The organism is Mucilaginibacter sp. Mucisp86 (assembly GCF_047324315.1).
Lineage (GTDB): Bacteria > Bacteroidota > Bacteroidia > Sphingobacteriales > Sphingobacteriaceae > Mucilaginibacter.
Genome location: NZ_CP168503.1, coordinates 6,024,643 through 6,046,149 on the forward strand (window position 1 = coordinate 6,024,643; position 21,507 = coordinate 6,046,149).

Here is a 21,507-nt window from a genome sequence, read left to right on the forward strand (position 1 = left end):
TAGACAACATGCTTAGAAATTATCTGAAAACCGCCTGGCGTAATATTGTAAGCAATAAGTTTTACACTGCCATTAATGTAATAGGCTTAACTTTTGGCCTGGTGATCGGGCTTTTTATGCTGCTTTGGGTGCAGGATGAATTGAGCTTTGACGCTTTTAATAAAAAAGGGAAAGACATTTATCGTATAGGTATTGTTGGCGGTACCGAGGCCAGTAAGCAGATCTTTACCTATATCATAGCACCTGTAGCAACTTTTGCAAAAAACGAAGTACCCGAGGTAATGGACGGCGTGCGGATTATGAATATCGGCAATCCATCGTTCAGGTATAAAGACAAGATCTTTAATGAGGACCGTATAGCTTTTACTGATGCTTCATACTTTTCGGTCTTTGATTTTCCGATTATACAGGGTGATCGTAAAAATCCTTTCCCGGATAATAACTCGGTAGTAATTACTAAAAAAATTGCAGAAAAATATTTTGGCAAAGAAAATCCGATAGGCAAAACCATCACCTTAGGTAAAAGCGATAATTTTAAAGTTACAGGTGTTGTTGCCGATTACCCTGCAAACTCAAGTGTTACCTGTAATGTATTATTGCCAATAAGCAAATTTAATTACGAAGCTTACATAAAATCTGGCCGGAGCTATAACGGTACTTCCCGCATCTCATCTATGGATGCCGACTGGATCAATTTTAGTTTTGAAACTTACCTTTTGCTGAAACCAGGTACCGATATTCACAAACTTGAAAAGAAATTACAGGCCATCCACGAACATAATAAGCCCGATGATGCTCCTGTGCCATACCTGGCACAGCCGCTGTTAAATATGCATCTGTATAAAGCAGATGGGGGCGACGCTGGTATTTCTACGGTACGTACATTTGCGATAGTAGCTATTTTGATATTGGTGATAGCATGCATCAACTATGTAAACCTATCAACAGCGCGGTCGATGCTGAGAGCTAAGGAGGTGAGTATGCGAAAGATCATCGGAGCAGGTAGGCTGCAGCTATTTTTGCAGTTTATGATCGAAACCACGGTATTGTTCCTGATTGCTACCGTGTTGGCTGTTGGTTTAATGTACGTGCTGATGCCTGTTTATAACGATTTTTCGGGCAAGCAATTGCAAATTTCTCTTGGCAATTACCAGGTTTGGGGATATATCGCCTTGACGTTAGTGGCTACGTTGACTGCATCAAGTATTTACCCGGCATTATTGCTTTCATCATTTGAGCCTTTGAAGGCACTTAAAGGGCGGATCACAGCTGGCATTGGCAATGCGGCTTTCAGGCGCGTATTAGTGGTTTTGCAGTTTACAGTATCAATTGTGCTTATCATCGGCACACTGATCATTGGCAAGCAGTTAAGCTTTATCCGCAACCGCGACTTGGGATACGACAAGGAAAATGTGCTTACCTTTATGATGCAAGGCATGCAGGCACATTATGACGCTGCTAAAGCTGAGTTGTTAAAGCAACCAGGCATAATGGCAGTAACCCGTGGCAGCAGTAATATAGTAGATTTTAATGGCTGGACAGGGGATAATGATTGGGATGGCAAGCCGGCTAAAGCGAATTTATTTTTCCATCCGATGGATGTTGATAAGGACTTTACCAGTTTCTTTAAAATCAAACTCAAAGAAGGAGCGTTGTTTACCGGGGCTGTTGCCGACTCAAATCACTTTATTGTTAATGAGGCAGCTATAGCCGCTATGGGGATGAAGGACCCGATTGGTAAAAGTCTGAGGATCCAGAAAACCAAAGGTACCATCATCGGTGTGGTGAAAGATTTTAATTATACCACGGTTCGAAAGAAGATAGAACCTGCGGTACTGACGTATCATACTCCGGGGGCCTATCGTATTTTTATTAAAACCACCGGCGGTGATGCGCAAAAAGCTATTACTGCAGCTCAAAACGTTTGGAAACAATATAATAATGATACGCCGCTGGATTATTCATTTTTAGACGAAAACTTTAGCCAGCTTTACAAAACCGACGAGCGTACAGGTTCATTATTCAATGTGTTTTCAGCGTTGGCCATTGTCATATCGTGTCTCGGCTTATTCGGGTTGGCAACCTATTCGGCACAGGTTAAAACCCGTGAGATCGGCATCCGTAAGGTGCTGGGTTCAAGTGTTGGCGGTATTATCCGTTTATTGGCAAGTGAGTTTGTGCTGCTCATCATCATTTCTATCCTTATAGCAGTGCCTATAGCCTGGTACTCCATGAGTAAATGGCTGCAGGATTTTGCCTATAAAATAGATATGACAGTTTGGATCTTCCTGCTTGCCGGCGGCGGCGCAACGCTGATTGCCCTGGCTACCATCAGTATTCAATCTATAAAAGCAGCATTGGCAAACCCGGTTAAAAGTTTGAGAGCGGAATAAGTGTTTAGAGGTTGGAGATCAGAGATTAGTTTAAAAACTCATTGGCAATCACAGTCCTAATCTCTAATCTCCAACCTCTAAACACTTTGGGATATCGTTCACATTCGCACTGTAAGTGTTCTATTACCGAACGGTTTTGTTTTGGTGTTTGTTTTAATGCGTTGATAATTAATTGGTTGGATAATTGGTATGCGTTTTAATATTTTAGTAGTATAAACCATTTACCATGTTACGTAATTACATTAAAATAGCCTGGAGAAACCTCATTAAGCATAAGGTTTTTTCGTTTATCAATATCTTTGGTTTGGCCACAGGTATTGCAGCTTTCTGGCTCATCAGCTTCTACGTGGTTGATGAATGGAGTTACGACCGTTACAACCTTAAAGCCGACCGTATTTTTCGCGTTGTTCAGCATGGCACATGGAATGGCGGCAAATTCAACCTCGCAGTTACCTCGCCACCGTACGCGCCCGCTTTAAAAAATGACTATGCCGAAGTGGAAGATGCTATCCGAATTGATGCTGAAGGAGGGGGCAAGATCACCTATGGCGAAAAGCAGATTAACGAGGGAGCGATGTTGTTTACAGATAAAGGCTTCTTTAATCTTTTCACCCATCACTTTTTGTCGGGCGATCCCAACACCGCTTTAACCAAGCCCCAAAGCATTGTGCTTACTAAAACCCTTGCCGAAAAACTATTTGGCAATACTGCCGATGCTCTGGATAAAACAATACTCATCGAAAACAACCCGAGTACCGTTACCGGGGTAATTGATGATGTACCTGCCAACTCACAATTTACATTTAGCGCCCTTCGCTCATTACCTGATGGATATACCGATGGCTGGGCCAATTCGCATGTCTATACTTATTTGCTGCTGAAAAACCATGATGATTTTAAAAAGATCCAGGCTGGTTCTGACGCATTTTTTAACAAATACTTAAAGGGGCCGCTCGGGGCCATGCAGTATCGCATGGAACTACAGCCACTTACGTCAATTCACCTTAACTCTAATCTTGATTACGAACTGGGCAGCAATGGCAATATAACCTATGTATATATATTCGGTATTGTAGCGCTGTTGATACTTGCTATCGCCGTTATTAATTATGTAAACCTAACTACAGCACGTTCTTCAATACGGATCAAAGAGATTGGTGTGCGTAAAGTAATTGGCTCCAGCAAAAAACAACTGATCATGATGTTTTTTGCCGAATCAGTTTTGTTTACTGTTATCGCTGCCCTGATAGCGTCTGTGATGGTGCAGTTTTTATTGCCATATTTCAACCAGCTCCCCGGTAAAAATCTGGTGCTATTGCAATTTGGTTTCAGCAAAACGGTTGTCATATTCGGCTTATTTGCCTTATTAACTGGTATTTTAAGCGGCTTATATCCTGCATTGTTTTTATCCGGGTTCCGTACTATAGCTGCTATGAAGGGGCAAATGGGCAGTCAGGTTGCTACCATTATGTTCAGGAAATCATTGGTAGTATTTCAGTTTGTTATCACCATTGTCATGATAGCCGGATCATGTATCATTTACAGGCAGCTGCATTATGTCATGAACAAGGACCTTGGCTTTAATAAAGCCCAAACACTTACCTTTCATATCAGCGATAAATCTGCACGGGCAAAGATTGCCGCTATCAAAAGTCAGTTATTGCAAAATCCGGCTGTTGAGGCTGTTGGTATTGCAGGTAATCCAATTGGCAATAACGATATCGGTTCAAGTAATTTCAATATCGGTGCTGATGGAAAAGCTAATTCTGAATCAAAAATGGTTGAGAACCTCATTATTGATGAGGATTTCATACCAACCCTGCAGGTGAAGCTGGCCAAAGGGCGCAATTTTTCATCGGATATGAGTACCGACCGGCTTGAATCAATTATTGTAAACCAAACGCTGGTTAATGAAATGGGCTGGAAGGATGCCATCGGCCGCTCTGTCAGGGTTGGCGTAGATGATAAAGGCAATGTGATCAGCCGGAAAATAATTGGTGTAGTTAAGGATTTTAACACTTATTCGTTACAGCATAAAGTTGCACCAATGATGTTGTACCTGCCGTTTACCGCAAACGACGAGGACAATATGTACATCCGGGTTGGTAAAAACAACATTCCTGCAACACTCGATTATATCAGCAAAGTTTACGGCCGTTTTGATATCGAAAACAAGGTTGAGTTCCATTTCCTCGATCAGAATTTTGCCAAACAATACCAATCCGAACAGAAGCAGGGCAATATCCTGCTCATATTCACCATACTGGCTATTAGTATAGCTTGCCTTGGCCTGTTTGGCTTGGTGACCTTTACAGCCGAGCAAAGGGTAAAAGAAATTGGTATCAGGAAAGTTTTGGGCGCAAGTGTAACCTCAATAGTTACACTGTTGTCAAAAGATTTGATGAAGCTCGTACTTATAGCCACGTTGATTGCATCGCCGCTGGCCTGGTATGGCATGAGCAAATGGTTACAAAGCTTTGCTTATCGCGTAGATATTAACTGGTGGATTTTCGCTGTAGCGGGCATTCTGGCGGTGATCATCGCGTTTGTAACGGTAAGCGTACAATCAATAAGAGCGGCAAATGCTAACCCGGCTAAGAGCTTGAAAAGTGAGTAGGCAATTTGCAGTGGCAGTTAGCAGTTTTGCGGTGTGATACCAATGAACTAATAAACAATTGAACCAATGAACTATGTTTAGAAATTACTTAAAAACAGCATTCCGTACCCTGCGTAAAAACGTGGGGTTTACGGTTATAAATATATTGGGGCTGGCCCTTGGCCTGGCTACCTGCCTTATGATTGTGCTTTACGTAGCCGACGAGTTGAGTTACGACCGTTTTAACGATAAAGCTAATCGCACATACCGTGTTAACGAAGACCTGAAATTTGGTAACAACAACGTATTATATGCGGTTGCAATGCCGCCACTGGCTCAGGCGCTAAAAACAGACCTACCGGAGGTGGAAGAAGCAACAAGGCTTAAAGCAGCAGGAGGTTTTCACGTAAAAAAAGGTAATGAAAGCATCCTCGAGTATGGTACCGTTTATGCCGATCCATCGGTTTTTAATGTGTTTACATTGCCCATGGTTAATGGTAATCCGGCTACGGCTTTGAAGGAACCTAACACTGTAGTGATCACCGAAAGCACAGCAAAAAAGTACTTTAACAGCACCAATGCTGTAGGGAAAACACTCGCTATTGATAACAACCAGTTATTAAAAGTTACCGGAGTGATAAAGGACTTGCCAAAGCAATCACACTTTCATTTTGATTTTTTTATGTCGATGGTGAGCTGGCCCGACAGCCGTTCAGGGGAATGGTTAAGGAGCGATTACAATACTTACGTTGTATTAAAACCGGGTACAGATTACAAGCTATTTGAGAAAAAGTTAGCTGCTTTGCTGAAAAAATACAGCGAGGGGCAAATGCAAACGGCCTTACACGTAAATATTGCTGATTTTGAAAAAAGCGGCAGTTATTTCAGGCTTAACCTTACCCCGTTAACTGATATTCATCTGCACTCAAACCGTACCGGTGAGTTAGGCAGCAATAGCTCGGCACAGTATGTTTATATATTTTCGGCCATCGCTATATTTATATTACTTATAGCAGGCATCAACTTCATGAACCTGTCAACGGCACGTTCGGCTAACAGGGCTCGTGAGGTTGGTGTACGTAAGGTTTTAGGTTCCCCGCGCAAATATTTAATAGCGCAATTTTTAACCGAATCAGTACTGGTGACTTTGGCAGCGGCAGTTATTGCTTTTTTTGCCGTATTACTTTTATTGCCGCTGTTTAATCAGGTATCAGGAAAGGAATTGATTGTTGGTTCGCAAACCTTAGCCTGGTTGTTGCCGGCGTTACTATTAATTGTTTTGGTAGTAGGTTTCGCCGCAGGCTCATATCCCGCTTTTTTCCTCTCGGCATTTCAACCCATTAATGTGTTAAGTGGTAAACTGGCCGGTGGCTTCAAAGGTAGCTGGCTCAGGAGTGTATTGGTTGTGTTCCAGTTTTCTATTTCGATATTCCTCATCATTGGTACCATTGTTATCTATAATCAGCTCAACTATATTCAAACCAAAAACCTGGGATATAACCGTAACCAGGTACTTGTTATCAACAATGCATTTGAGTTGGGTAGCCATACCAAAACCTTTAAAAACGAGGTAAAGCAATTACAAGGCGTGGTTAACGCAACTTTAACAGGTTATTTACCAACCGGTAAAAACAGGGGAACATCTATTTTTTACAAAGAAGCGGCAGCTGATCAAAAAACTGCCTTGTTTCCGCAAAGCTGGCGGGTAGATGCAGATTACATCAATACTCTTGGTATGAAGATCTCTGCCGGGCGCGATTTTTCGGCAAATATGCCAACTGATTCTACCGGATTAGTGATCAACGAAACAGCTGCCAAATTTTTAGGCTTTACCAATCCGGTTAATAAAATCCTGTATCGCAATATGGACGGCAACCGCGATCATATAAAAGCTTATCATATTATAGGCGTAGTTAAAGATTTTAATTTCAACTCGCTCAGGGAAAACATCAGTCCGATGATTTTTTTAATGGACGAAGACAGCGGAAACCTTAGCGTCAGGGTAAATACGGCTAATTTACCGGCCCTTATCGATCAGATAAAAAACAAATGGCAGGGCATGACCCAAAGCCAGTTCAACTACTCATTTATGGATCAGGATTTTGACGCAAACTACCGGGCCGAGCAACGAACCGGTACCATATCCATCATATTTACTGTGTTGGCCATATCAATTGCCTGCCTTGGTTTGTTTGGCTTAGCCGCTTATGCTGCCGAGCAACGCACCAAAGAAATCGGGATCCGCAAAGTGCTGGGCGCAAGTGTATCGGCCATTGTAAACACATTATCTAAAGATTTTATAAAACTGGTGCTGATTTCCATTGCCATAACCACACCGGTAGCATGGTACCTGATGAACAAATGGCTGCAGGATTTTGCATATCGCATCAGCATACAATGGTGGGTATTGGTAGTGGCCGGCGCTGGGGCCATGTTAATAGCTATAATAACAGTAAGTTTTCAATCTGTAAAAGCAGCCCTGGCAAATCCGGTAAACAGCCTTAAAAACGAGTAGCAGTTTGCAGTGACTGCAGTTAGGTAACTGCGAGATACCAATGAACTAATGAACAATTGAACCAATGAACCATGTTTAGAAATTACCTTAAAACCGCTTTCCGCACATTGAAAAAAAATGTGGGCTTTACCGCGATAAATGTTTTTGGTTTAGCCCTTGGGTTAGCTACCTGTTTGCTTATTGTATTTTACGTGGCAGATGAACTGAGCTATGATAAGTTCAATGTTAAGGCCGACAGGATCTATCGCGCCAATATGCAGATCAAGTTTGGCGGTATTGACCAAAGTTATGCTTGTGCGCCTGCTCCGTTAGGTGCGGTATTTCAAAACGACTATCCGGAGGTTGAACGCGCCTGCCGTTTTTTGATGCGCGGAGGTTATAACGTAAAAAAAGGCAATCAAACAATTCATGAAGATAAGATGGTGCTTGCCGATTCGACCTTATTTGACGTATTTACCTTGCCCATGATAGCCGGTGACGCTAAACACGCCCTGGTTGAACCCAATACAGTAGTGATAACCGAAAGTGTGGCCAGGCGCTATTTCAATACGGTGCAGGCTGTGGGTAAAACCTTTACGTTTGACGACAAACTGCTGTACAAGATTACAGGTGTTATCAAAGATCTGCCCAAACAATCGCATTTTCATTTCGACTTTTTCCTTTCGATGGCATCTAAAGATGAGAGCAGGGAGAATGCCTGGTTCAGCAATAATTTTAACACTTACGTGTTGCTGAAGCCAGGGGCTGTAGTTAAGCAATTTGAAGCTAAATTTCCGGAGTTGATGCGCAAAAATGCCGGTCCGCAGTTACAGGATATCCTTCATTTAACTTTTGATAGTTTTGAACGCGCAGGCAACAGGTACCAGTTAAGCCTGATACCGTTACTGGATATCCACCTGAAATCGAACCTGATGTCGGAGCTTGACCATAATGGAAATATCCAATATGTATACATTTTTGGCGCAGTAGCTATTTTTATATTACTGATAGCCTGTGTAAATTTCATGAACTTATCGACAGCCCGCTCGGCCAACCGCGCGAGGGAGGTTGGTGTACGTAAGGTACTTGGTTCGGCGCGTAAGTATTTGATAGCTCAATTCCTGTCCGAATCGATGATGGTAACATTTGTGGCTACCCTTATAGCTGTCGCCGCGGCTTATTTATTGCTGCCGGTATTTAATAATATATCGGGTAAAAGTATTGAGTTAAACGTCGCCTCGCTCATTTGGCTTGTTCCATCTTTGTTGGCAACCGTATTACTTATCGGATTACTGGCCGGCTCTTATCCTGCTTTTTTCCTTTCGGGCTTTCAGCCGATTGATGTTTTAAAAGGCAAACTATCTGCCGGTTTTAAGGGCGGAATGCTCAGAAGCTCGCTGGTGATATTTCAGTTTTTTATATCGATAGTGCTGATCATTGGTACACTGGTTATCTACAACCAACTTAAATACATCCAGAATAAAGACCTGGGCTATAACCGCAGCCAGGTATTAGTAGTGCACGGCGTATATAATTTGGGCGGGCAGGCCTCGGTTTTCAAAGATGAAGTAAGGCGGCTGACAGGCGTAAGCGGCGTTACGATGACAGGGTTTTTACCTACATCTGACTATCGAAACAGTAGCAGTGTTTTCCAGGAACGCGCCCTTGATCCTAAAAAAGCGGTTCTTGCACAAACCTGGACTGTTGATGATAAATACCTGCCTACCCTCGATATTAAACTCATTAAAGGCCGCAATTTTTCCGATCAGATGCCTACCGATTCGGCAGCAATGATCGTGAACGAAACAGCGGCCAGGCTGATGGGAGTTCCTAACCCGATTAATAAACCAATGTACCTGCCTATGGATAACATGGCTAAGACGTTTAAGGAGTACCATATTATCGGGGTTATCAAGGATTTCAATTTTGCTTCGTTACGTAATAATATCAGCCCGGTAGTATTGATGTACGGACAGGATAATGGCTCATTAAGCGTGAAGATGAATACGGCAAATATTACAGGGTTGATGGCTCAGATCAAAGACAAGTGGAAATCCATCCAGCCCGGAAAAGAATTTACATATTCATTTATGGACGATGATTTTGATGCTTCATACCGCGCTGAGCAGCGTATGGGGACCATATTCGTCATTTTTACCAGTTTAACGATCATAATTGCCTGTTTAGGGTTATTTGGCCTTGCCGCTTACGCCGCCGAGCAGCGCACAAAGGAAATAGGCATTCGCAAGGTGCTGGGTGCCAACGTGGCCAATATCGTAAGTATGTTATCTAAAGATTTTATCAGGCTGGTGCTGATAGCCATTATCATTGCTGTTCCATTTGCATGCTTTTTTATGCACCAGTGGCTGCAGGGTTTTGCTTATCGCCAAAATATACAATGGTGGGTGATCGTATTAGCTGCAGTTTTAGCTGTATTGATTGCATTTGTAACTATCAGCTTTCAATCTATCAAAGCAGCACTGGCTAATCCAGTTAGGAGTTTGAAGAACGAATAAACCTGTTTGCAGACAGAAGTGGCAGTTTGCAGTAAAATACTAATGAACAAGTGAACTAATGATAAGAAACTATATAAAAACAGCATGGCGAAACCTTTATCGTAATAAAGGATTTTCGCTGATCCATATTCTGGGATTAACCATGGGGATAACCGTTTGCCTTATGATATTTCTATATATCATGAATGAATTTAGCGTGGATAATTTTCATAAGCAGGGCAAGAATATTTATAGGGTAATGCGCAGTTTTGATAAATCGAAGTCGCCCACACCATACCTTTCCGGCCCTTATGCTCCGGCTATGCTGAATGACTATCCGCAGGATATTAAAATGGCTGTACGTGTTTCGCCGCAAAATAACCTGGTCTCTTTTGGAGAAAAATCATTCAATGAAAAAAAGGTTTACGCGGTCGATTCTAATTTCTTCAGCCTGTTTACCTTTCCGCTGCTTAGGGGAGATGCCATAACAGCATTAAAAAATCCAGGTAGTGTTGTACTTACCGAAACTACAGCTAAAAAGTATTTCGGCAATATTGATAATGCCATGGGCAAGGTGGTACAGATGGATAAACGCCTGCAATTAAAGGTAACAGGTATTACTAAAGATGTGCCTTCCAACTCGCACCTTGACTTTGATTTGGTAATGCCGATTGCCAACTATACCCGTGACCCTGGTTTTAATGTATGGATCAACAATAGCTTGTTTGTTTACCTATTATTAAATGATCGTAGCAGTCCCGCCAGGCTGGAAAGTCGTTTTCCGCAGTTTATGGATAAATATATGGGCAAGGACATGCAGCGTTTCGGTACCAAATTTAGCTTGGGCCTTAGGCCGTTTAAAGATATCTATTTCGAAAATGCATCGTCGTTTGATAATGTAAAACATGGCGATAAAACGGTGGTATTCATCTTTATTTCAATAGCGGTGCTCATCATGATCATTGCCTGCATTAATTTTATGAACCTGGCTACTATCCGTGCTGTTGAACGTTCAAAAGAGGTTGGTATGCGTAAGGTTTTAGGCGCGTTAAGAAATCATTTGATATGGCAGTTTATTGGCGAGTCGTTGCTCCTGGCACTTATTTCCTGTATGCTTTCCATCGGCTTGTTGTTTCTGCTGATGCCTTCATACAATAGCCTGCTGGGCTATCAGCTTACCGTTTCCTGGAACAGCGCACCTATTTACCTGTTCCTCCTGGGTGTTATCTTATTTGTAGGGTTCCTTGCAGGGAGTTATCCAGCTATATTCATGTCGGCCTTTTCGCCTATCGAAGCTTTGAAGGGTAAGCTAAAACTGGGTAAAGGCGGCTCGTTTTTCAGGCAGACATTGGTGGTATTTCAGTTTAGCATTTCGGTATTGCTGATTATTGGTACTATCGTTATCGTTAACCAAATGCGGTATGTGAAAAACAAATCATTGGGCTATGATAAGGAACAAACGGTTATTGTGAAGATTGACAATAACGATATCTATGATCACAGGCAAGCGTTTAAACATCAGCTGCAAAATTCTGATTATGTAAAATCGGTATCACTGATGTCGGGCGAGCCGGGCGGTTTTTTTGATATGCAGGGTTTCGACGTCGAAGGTCAGCATGAAACGTTCAAATCCAGGTCGGAATTTGCTGATTTTGAATATGTAAAAACATTTGGGCTAAAGATTATTGCCGGCCGGGATTTCTCCCCTCAGTTTGCTACGGATACCACTAATTCGGTATTGATAAACCGTACAGCGGCAAAAGAACTTGGCTTTACACCGCAGCAGGCCGTCGGTAAATGGATTAAGAATACGGTTCGTGATAATAACCGGCGCACCATTATCGGTGTGGTGGAGGATTTTAACTTCCTTTCACTCAAAGAAAATATGGATGCCCTGGTTATATCGCCAAGTGAAGACAGGCGTGTGGCTGTAATCAAACTAAAACCCGGAAATGTTCAGGCAGGTTTGGCAGCCATCAAAAATACATACGTTGAGGTTGCACCCATTTACCCGTTTGAATATAGCTTCCTTGATCAGCAATTTGATACTACTTACCGCAATGACATCAGGCAGCAAACCATGTTGAGCATCTTTTCGGGGTTGGCAATCTTTATAGCTTGTTTAGGTTTATTTGGTTTAGCATCCTTCACAGCGGCTAAACGCACTAAAGAGATCGGAGTTCGCAAAGTTTTGGGATCATCGGTGCAAAACATTCTCATGCTGATATCTAAAGACTTATTGAAGCCGGTGTTGTTGGCCACAGTGATCGCTATTCCGTTAGGTTACTACTGCATGGATAAATGGCTGCAAAGCTTTGCTTATAAAACGCCTTTACATTGGTGGATTTTTGCTTTGGCAGCCGTGGTTACGTTTGTAATAGCTGTGGTAACTATCAGCTTTCAATCATTAAAAGCTGCGCTTGCTAACCCTATCAGGAGTTTACGAAGTGAATGATTTTTAGTCATTAAGTCAATTGCTTCGCGTCATTAGGTCATTGAATGATAGTGACCTAATTGCCAATGACTTAATGACTACGCAGCAATGACCTGATGATAAATTTATTATTTACCCGGGCCCGTGTCCTCACGGGCTCTTTTCATATCCTGATACCTTCAAAATTATTTTCAGGATAATGCAACGTATCTGCTAAACACTTGGTCTTGTATATATAAACCAAAGGTCATTATTATGAAAAAGTATTTACTTGTGTTATTAGTTGCCTGCGCCGGCAGCAGCGCTTTTGCACAAAATAACGGGAAAACACCATATCTAACCAAATCATTATCCGGCCAGTCAATTAAAGATGTGTTTGTGAATACATCTGGTGGCAGTATCACGGTAAGCGGCACTTCGGACGAGCAGCCAAGGGTTGAAGTTTTTATCCAGGGCAACAATGGTAACGGAGATTTACCTAAAGAAGAGATCCAAAAGCGCCTCGATGAAAATTATGATCTTAAAGTAGATGTAAGCGGCGGCGAACTGCACGCATCGGCAAAAAATAAAAAGAATAACATGGATTGGAAAAAGTCATTGAGCATTTCTTTCCGTATTTATGTTCCTGGCAATGTGGCCACAAACCTCAATACCAGCGGTGGCAGTATCCACCTCGATAATTTAACTGGTGCTCAACAGTTTGAAACCAGTGGCGGCAGCTTACATCTTGATAAAATTACAGGTACTATAAAAGGACGTACATCAGGCGGAAGTATCCATGTAAGCAACTCAAAAGAAGACATCGATTTGCAAACATCAGGAGGTAGCGTAGAAGCAAATAATTGTACAGGCCGTATCAGGCTGGAAACATCAGGAGGTTCATTACATCTTGATGGTTTAAAAGGTGATATCAAAGCTACTACCAGTGGCGGCAGTATAAGTGGCAACAAAATCGACGGGGATTTCATTACGGGTACATCAGGCGGCAGCATTAATCTTACTGATCTTTCCTGCAGCCTTGATGCTTCAACAAGTGCCGGTAGTATTCATGCACAATTTATAAGTGTAGGTAAATCAGTTAAAATTGATGCAAGCTCGGGCCGCGTTGATCTGCAGTTGCCATCAAAACAAGGTCTTAATCTTGATTTGCGTGCCGATAGGATAGAAACAAATCTTGCCGACAATTTTTCGGGCAGCAAGGATAAGGAAAGGGTGGAAGGTAAACTTAACGGAGGGGGCTCTTTGGTTGAAGTTAGAGGTAGTAACAGGGTTAGTCTTACTGTAAACTAATACCAATAATAAATAATATTCAAAAGGCCTGTTGCTCAAATAGCAACAGGCCTTTTGCGTTGCTTATAGTGTATCATAACCGAACACATGGTGTTACGTCTTCGTACAGTTTGTATTGTAAATTAAATATAAATAGTTGATGGTCAGTATTTTGATTTATTGGTATGCATTTTAAAACTACTAAACAGGTTAATCAGATACTCATGTTCAAAAACTACATCAAAACCGCCTGGCGAAACTTAAGGCGCAACAAAATATTTTCGTTTATTAATGTGTTTGGCCTGTCTGTGGGCTTAGCTTGCTGCATGCTTATTTGTGCTTACGTGTATAGTGAATTAAATTATGATCAATATCCGGCGCAAGCCAAACAAATGTACCGCGTTGGCTTACGCTCCATTGAAAATAATGGCGTAAGCGAGTACCCGATGGTTGACATAGCGGTAGGACAGGGGATTAAAAATATGTTTCCCGAAGTACTTGAAACCACAAGGCTTGCCGGTCTTGGCCCGGTTTTTATAAAATACAACGACAGGCAGTTTAAAGAAGAGCATGTACAGAAGATAGATGCCAATTTTTTTCGTTTGTTTTCGATACCATTGATTGATGGGGATGATAAAACCTGCTTTACGGAACCTAACAGTATGGTGATCACCAGGGCAATGGCTACCAAATATTTCGGCAACCAGGAAGCCGTAGGAAAAGCCGTTACTATTGATAGTAAGCCTTATAAGGTAACAGGTGTAATTGACAAAGTTCCTGATGATTCACACTTTCATGGTGACGCGTTTTTGAATATGGCCCCTTTTGTTGAAAATGCAAAGCAAACCTGGACCAATATTGGTTATTTTACTTATGTAGTGCTAAATAAAAATGCCGACCCCAAAAAACTGGAAGCCGCTTTTCCGGATATGGTGCGGAAATTTGTTGTGCCTGAAATTGCTCACGATATGGGGGCAAGCCTGGCACAGGCAAGTAAATCTGTTAATAACTTCCTGTTTTTTCTGCAGCCTTTAAGCGATATTCACCTGCACTCTGCAACCAAATATGAACTGGAGGCTAATGGCGATATCCATTATGTGTATATATTCGGCGCGTTGGCCGCTTTTATATTGATATTGGCCTGCATTAATTTTACTAATCTTTCAACGGCAAGTTCGGCCAAACGATCAAAAGAAGTAGGTATCCGTAAGGTGCTTGGTTCTGAGAAAAGCGGGCTCGTTTCCCAGTTCCTTACTGAATCGGTTATGCTAACCCTTGGGGCTTTATTATTAGCATTAGGTATAGTATATCTGCTGTTACCACTATTTAATAGTTTAGCAGGGAAACATATCGAACTTGGGTTTTTCCTGAGCCCTAAGGCATTGATTACCGAATTGTTTACGGCCTTTGTGGTTGGCATCCTTGCCGGCATTTATCCAGCATTTTTTCTGTCTTCCTTCCGGATTATTGCCGTTTTAAAAGGCAACAGCGCAATAAAAGCCGAAGGAAAAGGCGTTTTACGCGGCGGATTAATCATTTTTCAGTTTGCAGTATCTACAGCACTTATCATATCGACTTTTGTAGTATACCAGCAATTGCATTATATGCAAAACAAAAAGCTGGGTTATGATAAAGATCAGGTATTGGTAATTAATGATGCCTACACTTTAGGCCATAATATAGATGCTTTTAAAAATCAGCTTCTGCGTAACCCACAGGTATTAAATGCCACCATATCCAGCAGTGTACCGGGCAAGTCGGCAGGTGTTGATGGTACCCAGATAGATGCTAAAGAATTTGACGATAAAGGTGGCCATGCCGAAATCCATACCAATATTTACCATGTGGATGAAAGTTATGTACCTACTTTGGGTTTACAGGTCATCAATGGGCGTAACTTTTATCCATCTTTCCCCGGCGACTCCATGTCGGTTGTGGTTAATGAAGCTTTAGTAAAAGGTTTGGGATGGGCTAATGCTAACCCGATTGGTAAAACCATAGTACGCTCGGCCCGTACGCAATACAAAGTTGTGGGTGTAATAAAAGATTTTCATTATGCTTCGGTCAGACAAAAGATAGCGCCTTTAATGCTGTTATCGGGCCACAGTACAGGTTCATTAATTTTGAAGGTCAAAACTGCCGATGTAAAATCGGTTATTGCCGGCATCAAAGCCGAATGGGATAATTTCAGACCGGAAGCGCCTTTCAGCTACTCGTTCCTTGATGAACAATACGCATCACTTTATGCTTCTGAGCAGCAAACCGGCAAAATATTTACAGTGTTCTCCTGTGTTGCTTTGATCATCGCCAGTTTAGGCTTATTCGGCCTTGCGGCGTTTATGATCAGGCTTAGGGTTAAAGAGATCGGAATTCGCAAAGTGCTTGGCGCGTCAACAGGCAGTATCACAATTATGCTATCGAAGGAGTTTTTGAGGCTGATCGTCATCGCTTCGATCATTTCATTCCCGGTAACATGGTTTGCCATGAACAAATGGCTGCAGGATTTTGCGTATCGTATAAGTATACAATGGTGGGTGTTTTTACTGGCGGGTGCTATAGCGTTGCTGGTGGCTGCCATAACTATAAGCTTTCAATCGGTTAAAGCGGCTTTAGCTAATCCGGTTAAAAGCCTACGATCAGAATAGGTCATTGGGGCATTTGCTTCGCGTCATTAAGTCATTGAAAAGTTCAAAATGATTTAACGACCTAATGCCCCGATGAGCAGAAGAAAATGACTTAATGACTCAATGACAAAATGAAATAACATGATAAAGAACTATTTACGCAGTGCCTTTCGCAATATTGCCCGGCACAAATTTATCTCGTTCATCAATATATTTGGTTTAACCATAGGTTTAACCTGCTGCCTGCTTATTTTAACTTATATAGTTAAAGAGCTCAGTTATGATAAGTTTAACCATAATGCACCTAATATTTACAGGGTAAGCCGGAGCTTTAATACAGCCGACGGTATTGTTAACCTGCATTTGGGTGCAGTAGCGCCGCCGTTTGGCCCGCTGTTAAAAAATGAATTTCCGGATATAAAAAAGGTAACGCGCCTGTTCCCTAATGGAGATGTGGTTTTGCGTTATAAGGATAAACTGCTCACCGAAAAAGGATCGTATTTTGCCGACGAAAACTTCCTCAGCTTCTTTGATCTGAAAACGATAGCGGGCGATCCTAAAACTGCCCTTAGTGAGCCGTATACGGTAATGATGACCGAGGATATGGCCCGCAAATATTTCGGTAACGAAGATCCGATAAATAAGGAGATCAGGCTTGATAACCAGTTTAACTTTAAAGTTACGGGTATTTTCAAACCTTTTCCACCCAACTCGCAAATGCACCCACAAATGCTGATGTCGTTCAATACATTGAACGATGACAAAGTTTATGGCAGAAATGCATTGAGGACAAATTGGGGTAATAACTCATTTTTTACCTATCTTTTACTGCCTGATAATTATAATATTGATCGTATCAGTTCGCAGTTTCCAGCCTTTATAGATAAGTACATGAATTCTCCCGGGCAGCCGCGACAGTCAAAATTCACCCAGCTGCATATTCAAAGGTTCCTGGATATTCACTTACATTCCCACCTTGATGATGAGGTGGAGCAAAACGGGGATATCAAAAGGGTTTATATATTTTCGGCCATCGCCTTGTTTATTTTGCTTATAGCTTGTATCAATTACATGAACCTTTCTACTGCACGCTCTACTTTACGTGCCAAGGAAATAGGGATCCGTAAAGTGATTGGTGCACAACAAAAAGAGATCATCACCCAATTTTTAAGCGAATCGGTACTGATTACCTATTTTTCACTTGTGTTGGCATTGATCTTAACCTGGGCATTGTTGCCTCTTATTAATCAGCTTTCGGAACTTGGTTTATCTATTGACAGTTTATTTAAACCTTCAATTTTAGTGTCGGTATTGTTGTTACCGTTGATTATCGGTCTCATAAGCGGGATTTATCCGGCTATTTTTATGTCCTCATTTAAGCCGATAAAAGTTTTAAAGGGCATATTGAAAGTTGGATCAGGAAATATTTCGTTCCGCAAAGTACTGGTGGTTGTTCAGTTCTCTATCTCCATAATCCTGATTGTTGCTACTACTATAGTTTTTCAGCAGTTAAGATACATCCAAAATAAATCACTTGGTTTTAATAAGGACCACCTGGTAACATTAGGTGGTATTCCGGCTAATCAGTTTGAAGCTTTCAGAGCTGATGTATTACGAGACCCCTCTGTAAAGGATATAGGCCGCTCATCGCGCATCCCATCCGGGCGTTTACTGGACGATCAGGGCGCTTCTGTTTTCGACGGTGATAAACCACTGCCTGTTAAGGCCGATATTAAATGCATTAATACTGATTATGGCTTTATTCCAACCTATGGTATAAAAATGATGGCAGGCAGGAATTTTAGTCGCGATTTTGCTACCGATAGCAATAATTTTGTAATCAATGAATCGACAGTAAGTGTATTAGGGTGGAAATCGCCGGAGAATGCCATAGGGAAAGATATGAGCTACGGTGGCGTTAAAGGAAAAGTTATTGGGGTAGTTAAGGATTTTCATTTTGAGTCATTACATCAAAATATCATCCCGCTTTTGATGGAGATGCCCTCATTTGCCAATAACAGTTACAGAAGGGTAACCGTTAAGATCGATGGCAATCATGTTAATGCGGCATTGGCTACGCTTGAACAAACCTGGAAAAAATATCAGCCCGAAACACCATTTGAATACAGCTTTTTAGATGAAAGGTTTCAAAAACTATACAATAGCGAGCAGGAGCAAGGTAATTTGTTCACTATATTTTCGTGCCTGGCCATATTCATTGCTTGTTTAGGCTTATTTGGGCTTTCAGCCTTCACTATTTCGCAAAGGGTAAAGGAAATAGGCGTACGCAAGGTACTTGGCGCCAGCATCCCGCAAATTGTTACCGAACTATCAAAGGACTTTTTAAAGCTGGTGATCGTGGCAGCAGTGATTGCCCTGCCAATTGCCTGGTATGCAATGAGTAAATGGTTACTTGACTTTGCCTTTAGGGTGAGCATTCAATGGTGGGTATTTTTAATGGCGGGGGTAATAGCGTTGATCATAGCTTTTGCAACTATCAGCTATCAATCAATAAAAGCTGCAATGGCAAATCCGGTTAAAAGCCTTAGAAGTGAATGATCATTGAGTCATTTGCTTCGCGTCATTAAGTCATTTTGATTAATGCAAAGCAAAAACGGCTTATTGATATAATGATTCAATGAAAGAAATGACTTAATGATCCAATGATCTAATGACCAATAAAGATGTTTAAAAACTATTTTAAAATCGCGTTACGTAATTTTTGGAGGCACAAATTTTTTACCTTCATCAATATTATCGGTTTATCTATCGGCATCAGTTCGGCACTGGTGATTTACCTGATTGTACATTTTGATTTTACGTTTAATCAAAATTTTGATAATGGCGACCGGATTTACAGGGTAGTTTCAAACTATACCTTTTCGGGCGAAGAAGCGCATAACCGCGGTGTTTCAGGCCCAGTGCCCGAAGCGGTAAGAAACGGTGTGAGTGGGGTGGAACTTACTGCACCATTCTTCTGTTTGAATCAACCCAATGTGTTTATCCCCGGAAAAGGGGGCACTCCTGTTAAGTTTAAATTACAGGATAATGTGATCCTTGCGGATGGCCGGTATTTTAACATGTTTAAATACAATTGGCTTGCAGGCTCAGCTAAAACCGCTTTGAATGCTCCCAATCAAACAGTGCTCACTTCTGATCAGGCAAAAAAATATTTCCCTCAACTTTCATACAGTCAGATGATAGGCCGGGTAATCACTTATGATACCCTTAGCGCAGCCGTTACCGGTATTGTTGAACCATTAAAGGGCAACAACGATTTTACTTTTCACGATTTTATCTCCTATTCAACCGCTAAGAATAATAAAGCGCTCGCTGATGAGTTGAACGTTACCAACTGGGGGGGAACCACTTCCTCATCTATACTTTTTGTTAAGTTAGCTCCCAACACCACTGTAGCCAATTTTGAAAAGCAACTAAATATTATCCTTAAAAAGAATGATCCGCCAAAACCCGAAAATAAGGGTAATACACGTAATTTTGCCTTGCAGCCTTTGAGCGATCTGCATTTTAATAGCATATACGGAACGTTTGATTCCGGTAATCTGGCTAATAAAACAACACTTTACGGTTTACTGATTATCGCTGCGTTCCTGTTATTATTAGGTTGTATCAATTTTGTCAATTTAACCACGGCGCAAGCTACCCAGCGGGCCAGGGAAATCGGTGTACGTAAAACAATGGGAAGCAGTCGTGCCCAGCTGATCACCCAGTTTTTAAGCGAAACATTCATCATAACCCTTTTGGCTGTCATTATCTCGGTGGCATTGGCGCCCGCTATATTAAAACTGTTTAAAGATTTTATAGCCACAGGTATTAAGCTTGATCTGCTGCATCAGCCTCATCTTTTTGTGTTCCTGTTTTTATTGATAATAGTGGTAAGCTTATTGTCGGGCTTTTACCCCGCAGCTTTGTTATCGGGTTACAAACCTGTTTTAGTGCTTAAAAATCAGGCCTCATCAAACACCGGTAAAACGCGTAATGCCTGGCTGCGTAAATCATTAACTGTAACACAGTTTGTTATTGCCCAGTTTTTTATCATGGCTACCGTGCTGGTAAGCAAACAGATTCATTATGCGCTTACAAAAGACCTGGGTTTTAAAAAGGATGCCATCCTGATCGTAAACTCTCCCTGGAAAAACCGCACGCTAAGTAAGAACCAGGTATTCATGAACAAGCTGAAGGCAATACCACAGGTTGAGCTGGTAAGTGCAGGTAAGGCCGCACCATCGTCAACCAGCACCAACTCAACAGAAGCTACTTACATAGACGGCAAAAAGGAAATCAAAATTGAGTTATATGAAAAATATGGTGATCCTAATTATATCAATGTGTATAAGCTTAAACTTTTGGCCGGGCGTAATATACAATACGCCGACAGCACCAGGGCATTTTTGATCAATAATACTTATGCAAAACTGATTGGGTTTAAAAAACCGGCAGACGCTGTAGGTAAGTATATTGATAAGTTTAATGGCGATAAAAGAATGCAGATCATAGGCGTAGTGGCCGATTTTTATTCCGAATCATTGCATTCGCCAATTAAACCTACCTGCATTCACATCAGCAATAGTTACTATAACAATGGTACCTTCCATATCGCGCTTAAACCGCAAACTGCCGGAGGTAATGAATGGAAAAAAGCTATCGCATCGATGGAAGTAGTGTGGAAGGAAATTTATCCTGAGGATGATTTTGAATATAGTTTTTTTGACGAAAGCATTGCTAAATTTTATGATTCTGAGCAGCATACATCAACGCTGTTAGCCTGGGCTACCGGTTTATCTATATTTATCAGTTGTCTCGGCTTATTAGGCTTAGCAATTTATAACACTAACCAGCGTACCAAAGAGATTGGCGTGCGTAAAGTGCTTGGTGCTACCGTAACGCAGATAGTCACCCTGCTTTCAACCGAGCTGGTCATGCTTATTGTACTGGCTTTTGTATTGGTAACGCCACTGGCCTGGTATGCCATGAACAAATGGATGGAAACCTTTGCCGACCGCACAACCATAAGCTGGTGGATATTTGTAGTAAGCGGCGGCGGAATGTTATTGACCGCATTGATCACCTCAAGTTTTCAAACCGTCAAGGCGGCGTTAGCTAATCCAACAAAGAGTTTGCGCTCCGAATAATTGGTCATTAAGTCATTGGCTTCGCTCGTTAGGTCATTTATTTATGATT

9 protein-coding genes are annotated in these 21,507 nt (G+C 41.6%); all 9 read left to right on the forward strand.

Going from position 1 to position 21,507, the window contains the following annotated elements:
• The first annotated feature begins 8 nt into the window (after window positions 1–8).
• The 9 genes from ACEN9X_RS25235 to ACEN9X_RS25275 all read left to right on the forward strand — a co-directional run bounded on the left by ACEN9X_RS25235 (window position 9) and on the right by ACEN9X_RS25275 (window position 21,458).
• A complete protein-coding gene (locus tag ACEN9X_RS25235) occupies window positions 9–2,393 on the forward strand; it encodes an ABC transporter permease (RefSeq protein ID WP_413667763.1) in 2,385 nt (794 codons plus the stop codon).
• Between the two features lie 226 nt (window positions 2,394–2,619).
• The gene (locus ACEN9X_RS25240) at window positions 2,620–5,010 is read left to right on the forward strand and encodes an ABC transporter permease (RefSeq protein WP_413667764.1); all 2,391 of its coding nucleotides are present in this window, start codon (window positions 2,620–2,622) and stop codon (window positions 5,008–5,010) included.
• 73 nt (window positions 5,011–5,083) lie between these two features.
• Window positions 5,084–7,504 carry an ABC transporter permease gene (locus ACEN9X_RS25245; RefSeq protein ID WP_413667765.1) on the forward strand — a complete coding sequence of 807 codons (2,421 nt, stop codon included), beginning with the start codon at window positions 5,084–5,086 and terminating at the stop codon, window positions 7,502–7,504.
• A gap of 71 nt (window positions 7,505–7,575) precedes the next feature.
• Window positions 7,576–9,999 (forward strand): ABC transporter permease, encoded by a 2,424-nt coding sequence (locus tag ACEN9X_RS25250; RefSeq protein WP_413667766.1) that lies wholly within the window; start codon window positions 7,576–7,578, stop codon window positions 9,997–9,999.
• 58 nt (window positions 10,000–10,057) lie between these two features.
• The gene (locus tag ACEN9X_RS25255; RefSeq protein ID WP_413667767.1) at window positions 10,058–12,433 is read left to right on the forward strand and encodes an ABC transporter permease; all 2,376 of its coding nucleotides are present in this window, start codon (window positions 10,058–10,060) and stop codon (window positions 12,431–12,433) included.
• A gap of 234 nt (window positions 12,434–12,667) precedes the next feature.
• Complete coding sequence (locus ACEN9X_RS25260; protein WP_413667768.1) at window positions 12,668–13,702, forward strand: DUF4097 family beta strand repeat-containing protein; 1,035 nt, start codon at window positions 12,668–12,670, stop codon at window positions 13,700–13,702.
• A 203-nt stretch (window positions 13,703–13,905) separates the two neighbouring features.
• Window positions 13,906–16,326 (forward strand): ABC transporter permease, encoded by a 2,421-nt coding sequence (locus tag ACEN9X_RS25265; protein WP_413667769.1) that lies wholly within the window; start codon window positions 13,906–13,908, stop codon window positions 16,324–16,326.
• A gap of 120 nt (window positions 16,327–16,446) precedes the next feature.
• On the forward strand, window positions 16,447–18,864 hold the full coding sequence (locus tag ACEN9X_RS25270; protein WP_413667770.1) for an ABC transporter permease: 2,418 nt from the start codon (window positions 16,447–16,449) through the stop codon (window positions 18,862–18,864).
• Between the two features lie 125 nt (window positions 18,865–18,989).
• A complete protein-coding gene (locus ACEN9X_RS25275) occupies window positions 18,990–21,458 on the forward strand; it encodes an ABC transporter permease (RefSeq protein WP_413667771.1) in 2,469 nt (822 codons plus the stop codon).
• Window positions 21,459–21,507: the final 49 nt, after the last annotated feature.

Bases quoted from the DNA above. Each gene is read 5' to 3' on its own strand.
- ACEN9X_RS25235 (WP_413667763.1), top strand. From the start codon at position 9: ATGCTTAGAAATTATCTGAAAACCGCCTGGCGTAATATTGTAAGCAAT.
- ACEN9X_RS25240 (WP_413667764.1), top strand. From the start codon at position 2,620: ATGTTACGTAATTACATTAAAATAGCCTGGAGAAACCTCATTAAGCAT.
- ACEN9X_RS25245 (WP_413667765.1), top strand. From the start codon at position 5,084: ATGTTTAGAAATTACTTAAAAACAGCATTCCGTACCCTGCGTAAAAAC.
- ACEN9X_RS25250 (WP_413667766.1), top strand. From the start codon at position 7,576: ATGTTTAGAAATTACCTTAAAACCGCTTTCCGCACATTGAAAAAAAAT.
- ACEN9X_RS25255 (WP_413667767.1), top strand. From the start codon at position 10,058: ATGATAAGAAACTATATAAAAACAGCATGGCGAAACCTTTATCGTAAT.
- ACEN9X_RS25260 (WP_413667768.1), top strand. From the start codon at position 12,668: ATGAAAAAGTATTTACTTGTGTTATTAGTTGCCTGCGCCGGCAGCAGC.
- ACEN9X_RS25265 (WP_413667769.1), top strand. From the start codon at position 13,906: ATGTTCAAAAACTACATCAAAACCGCCTGGCGAAACTTAAGGCGCAAC.
- ACEN9X_RS25270 (WP_413667770.1), top strand. From the start codon at position 16,447: ATGATAAAGAACTATTTACGCAGTGCCTTTCGCAATATTGCCCGGCAC.
- ACEN9X_RS25275 (WP_413667771.1), top strand. From the start codon at position 18,990: ATGTTTAAAAACTATTTTAAAATCGCGTTACGTAATTTTTGGAGGCAC.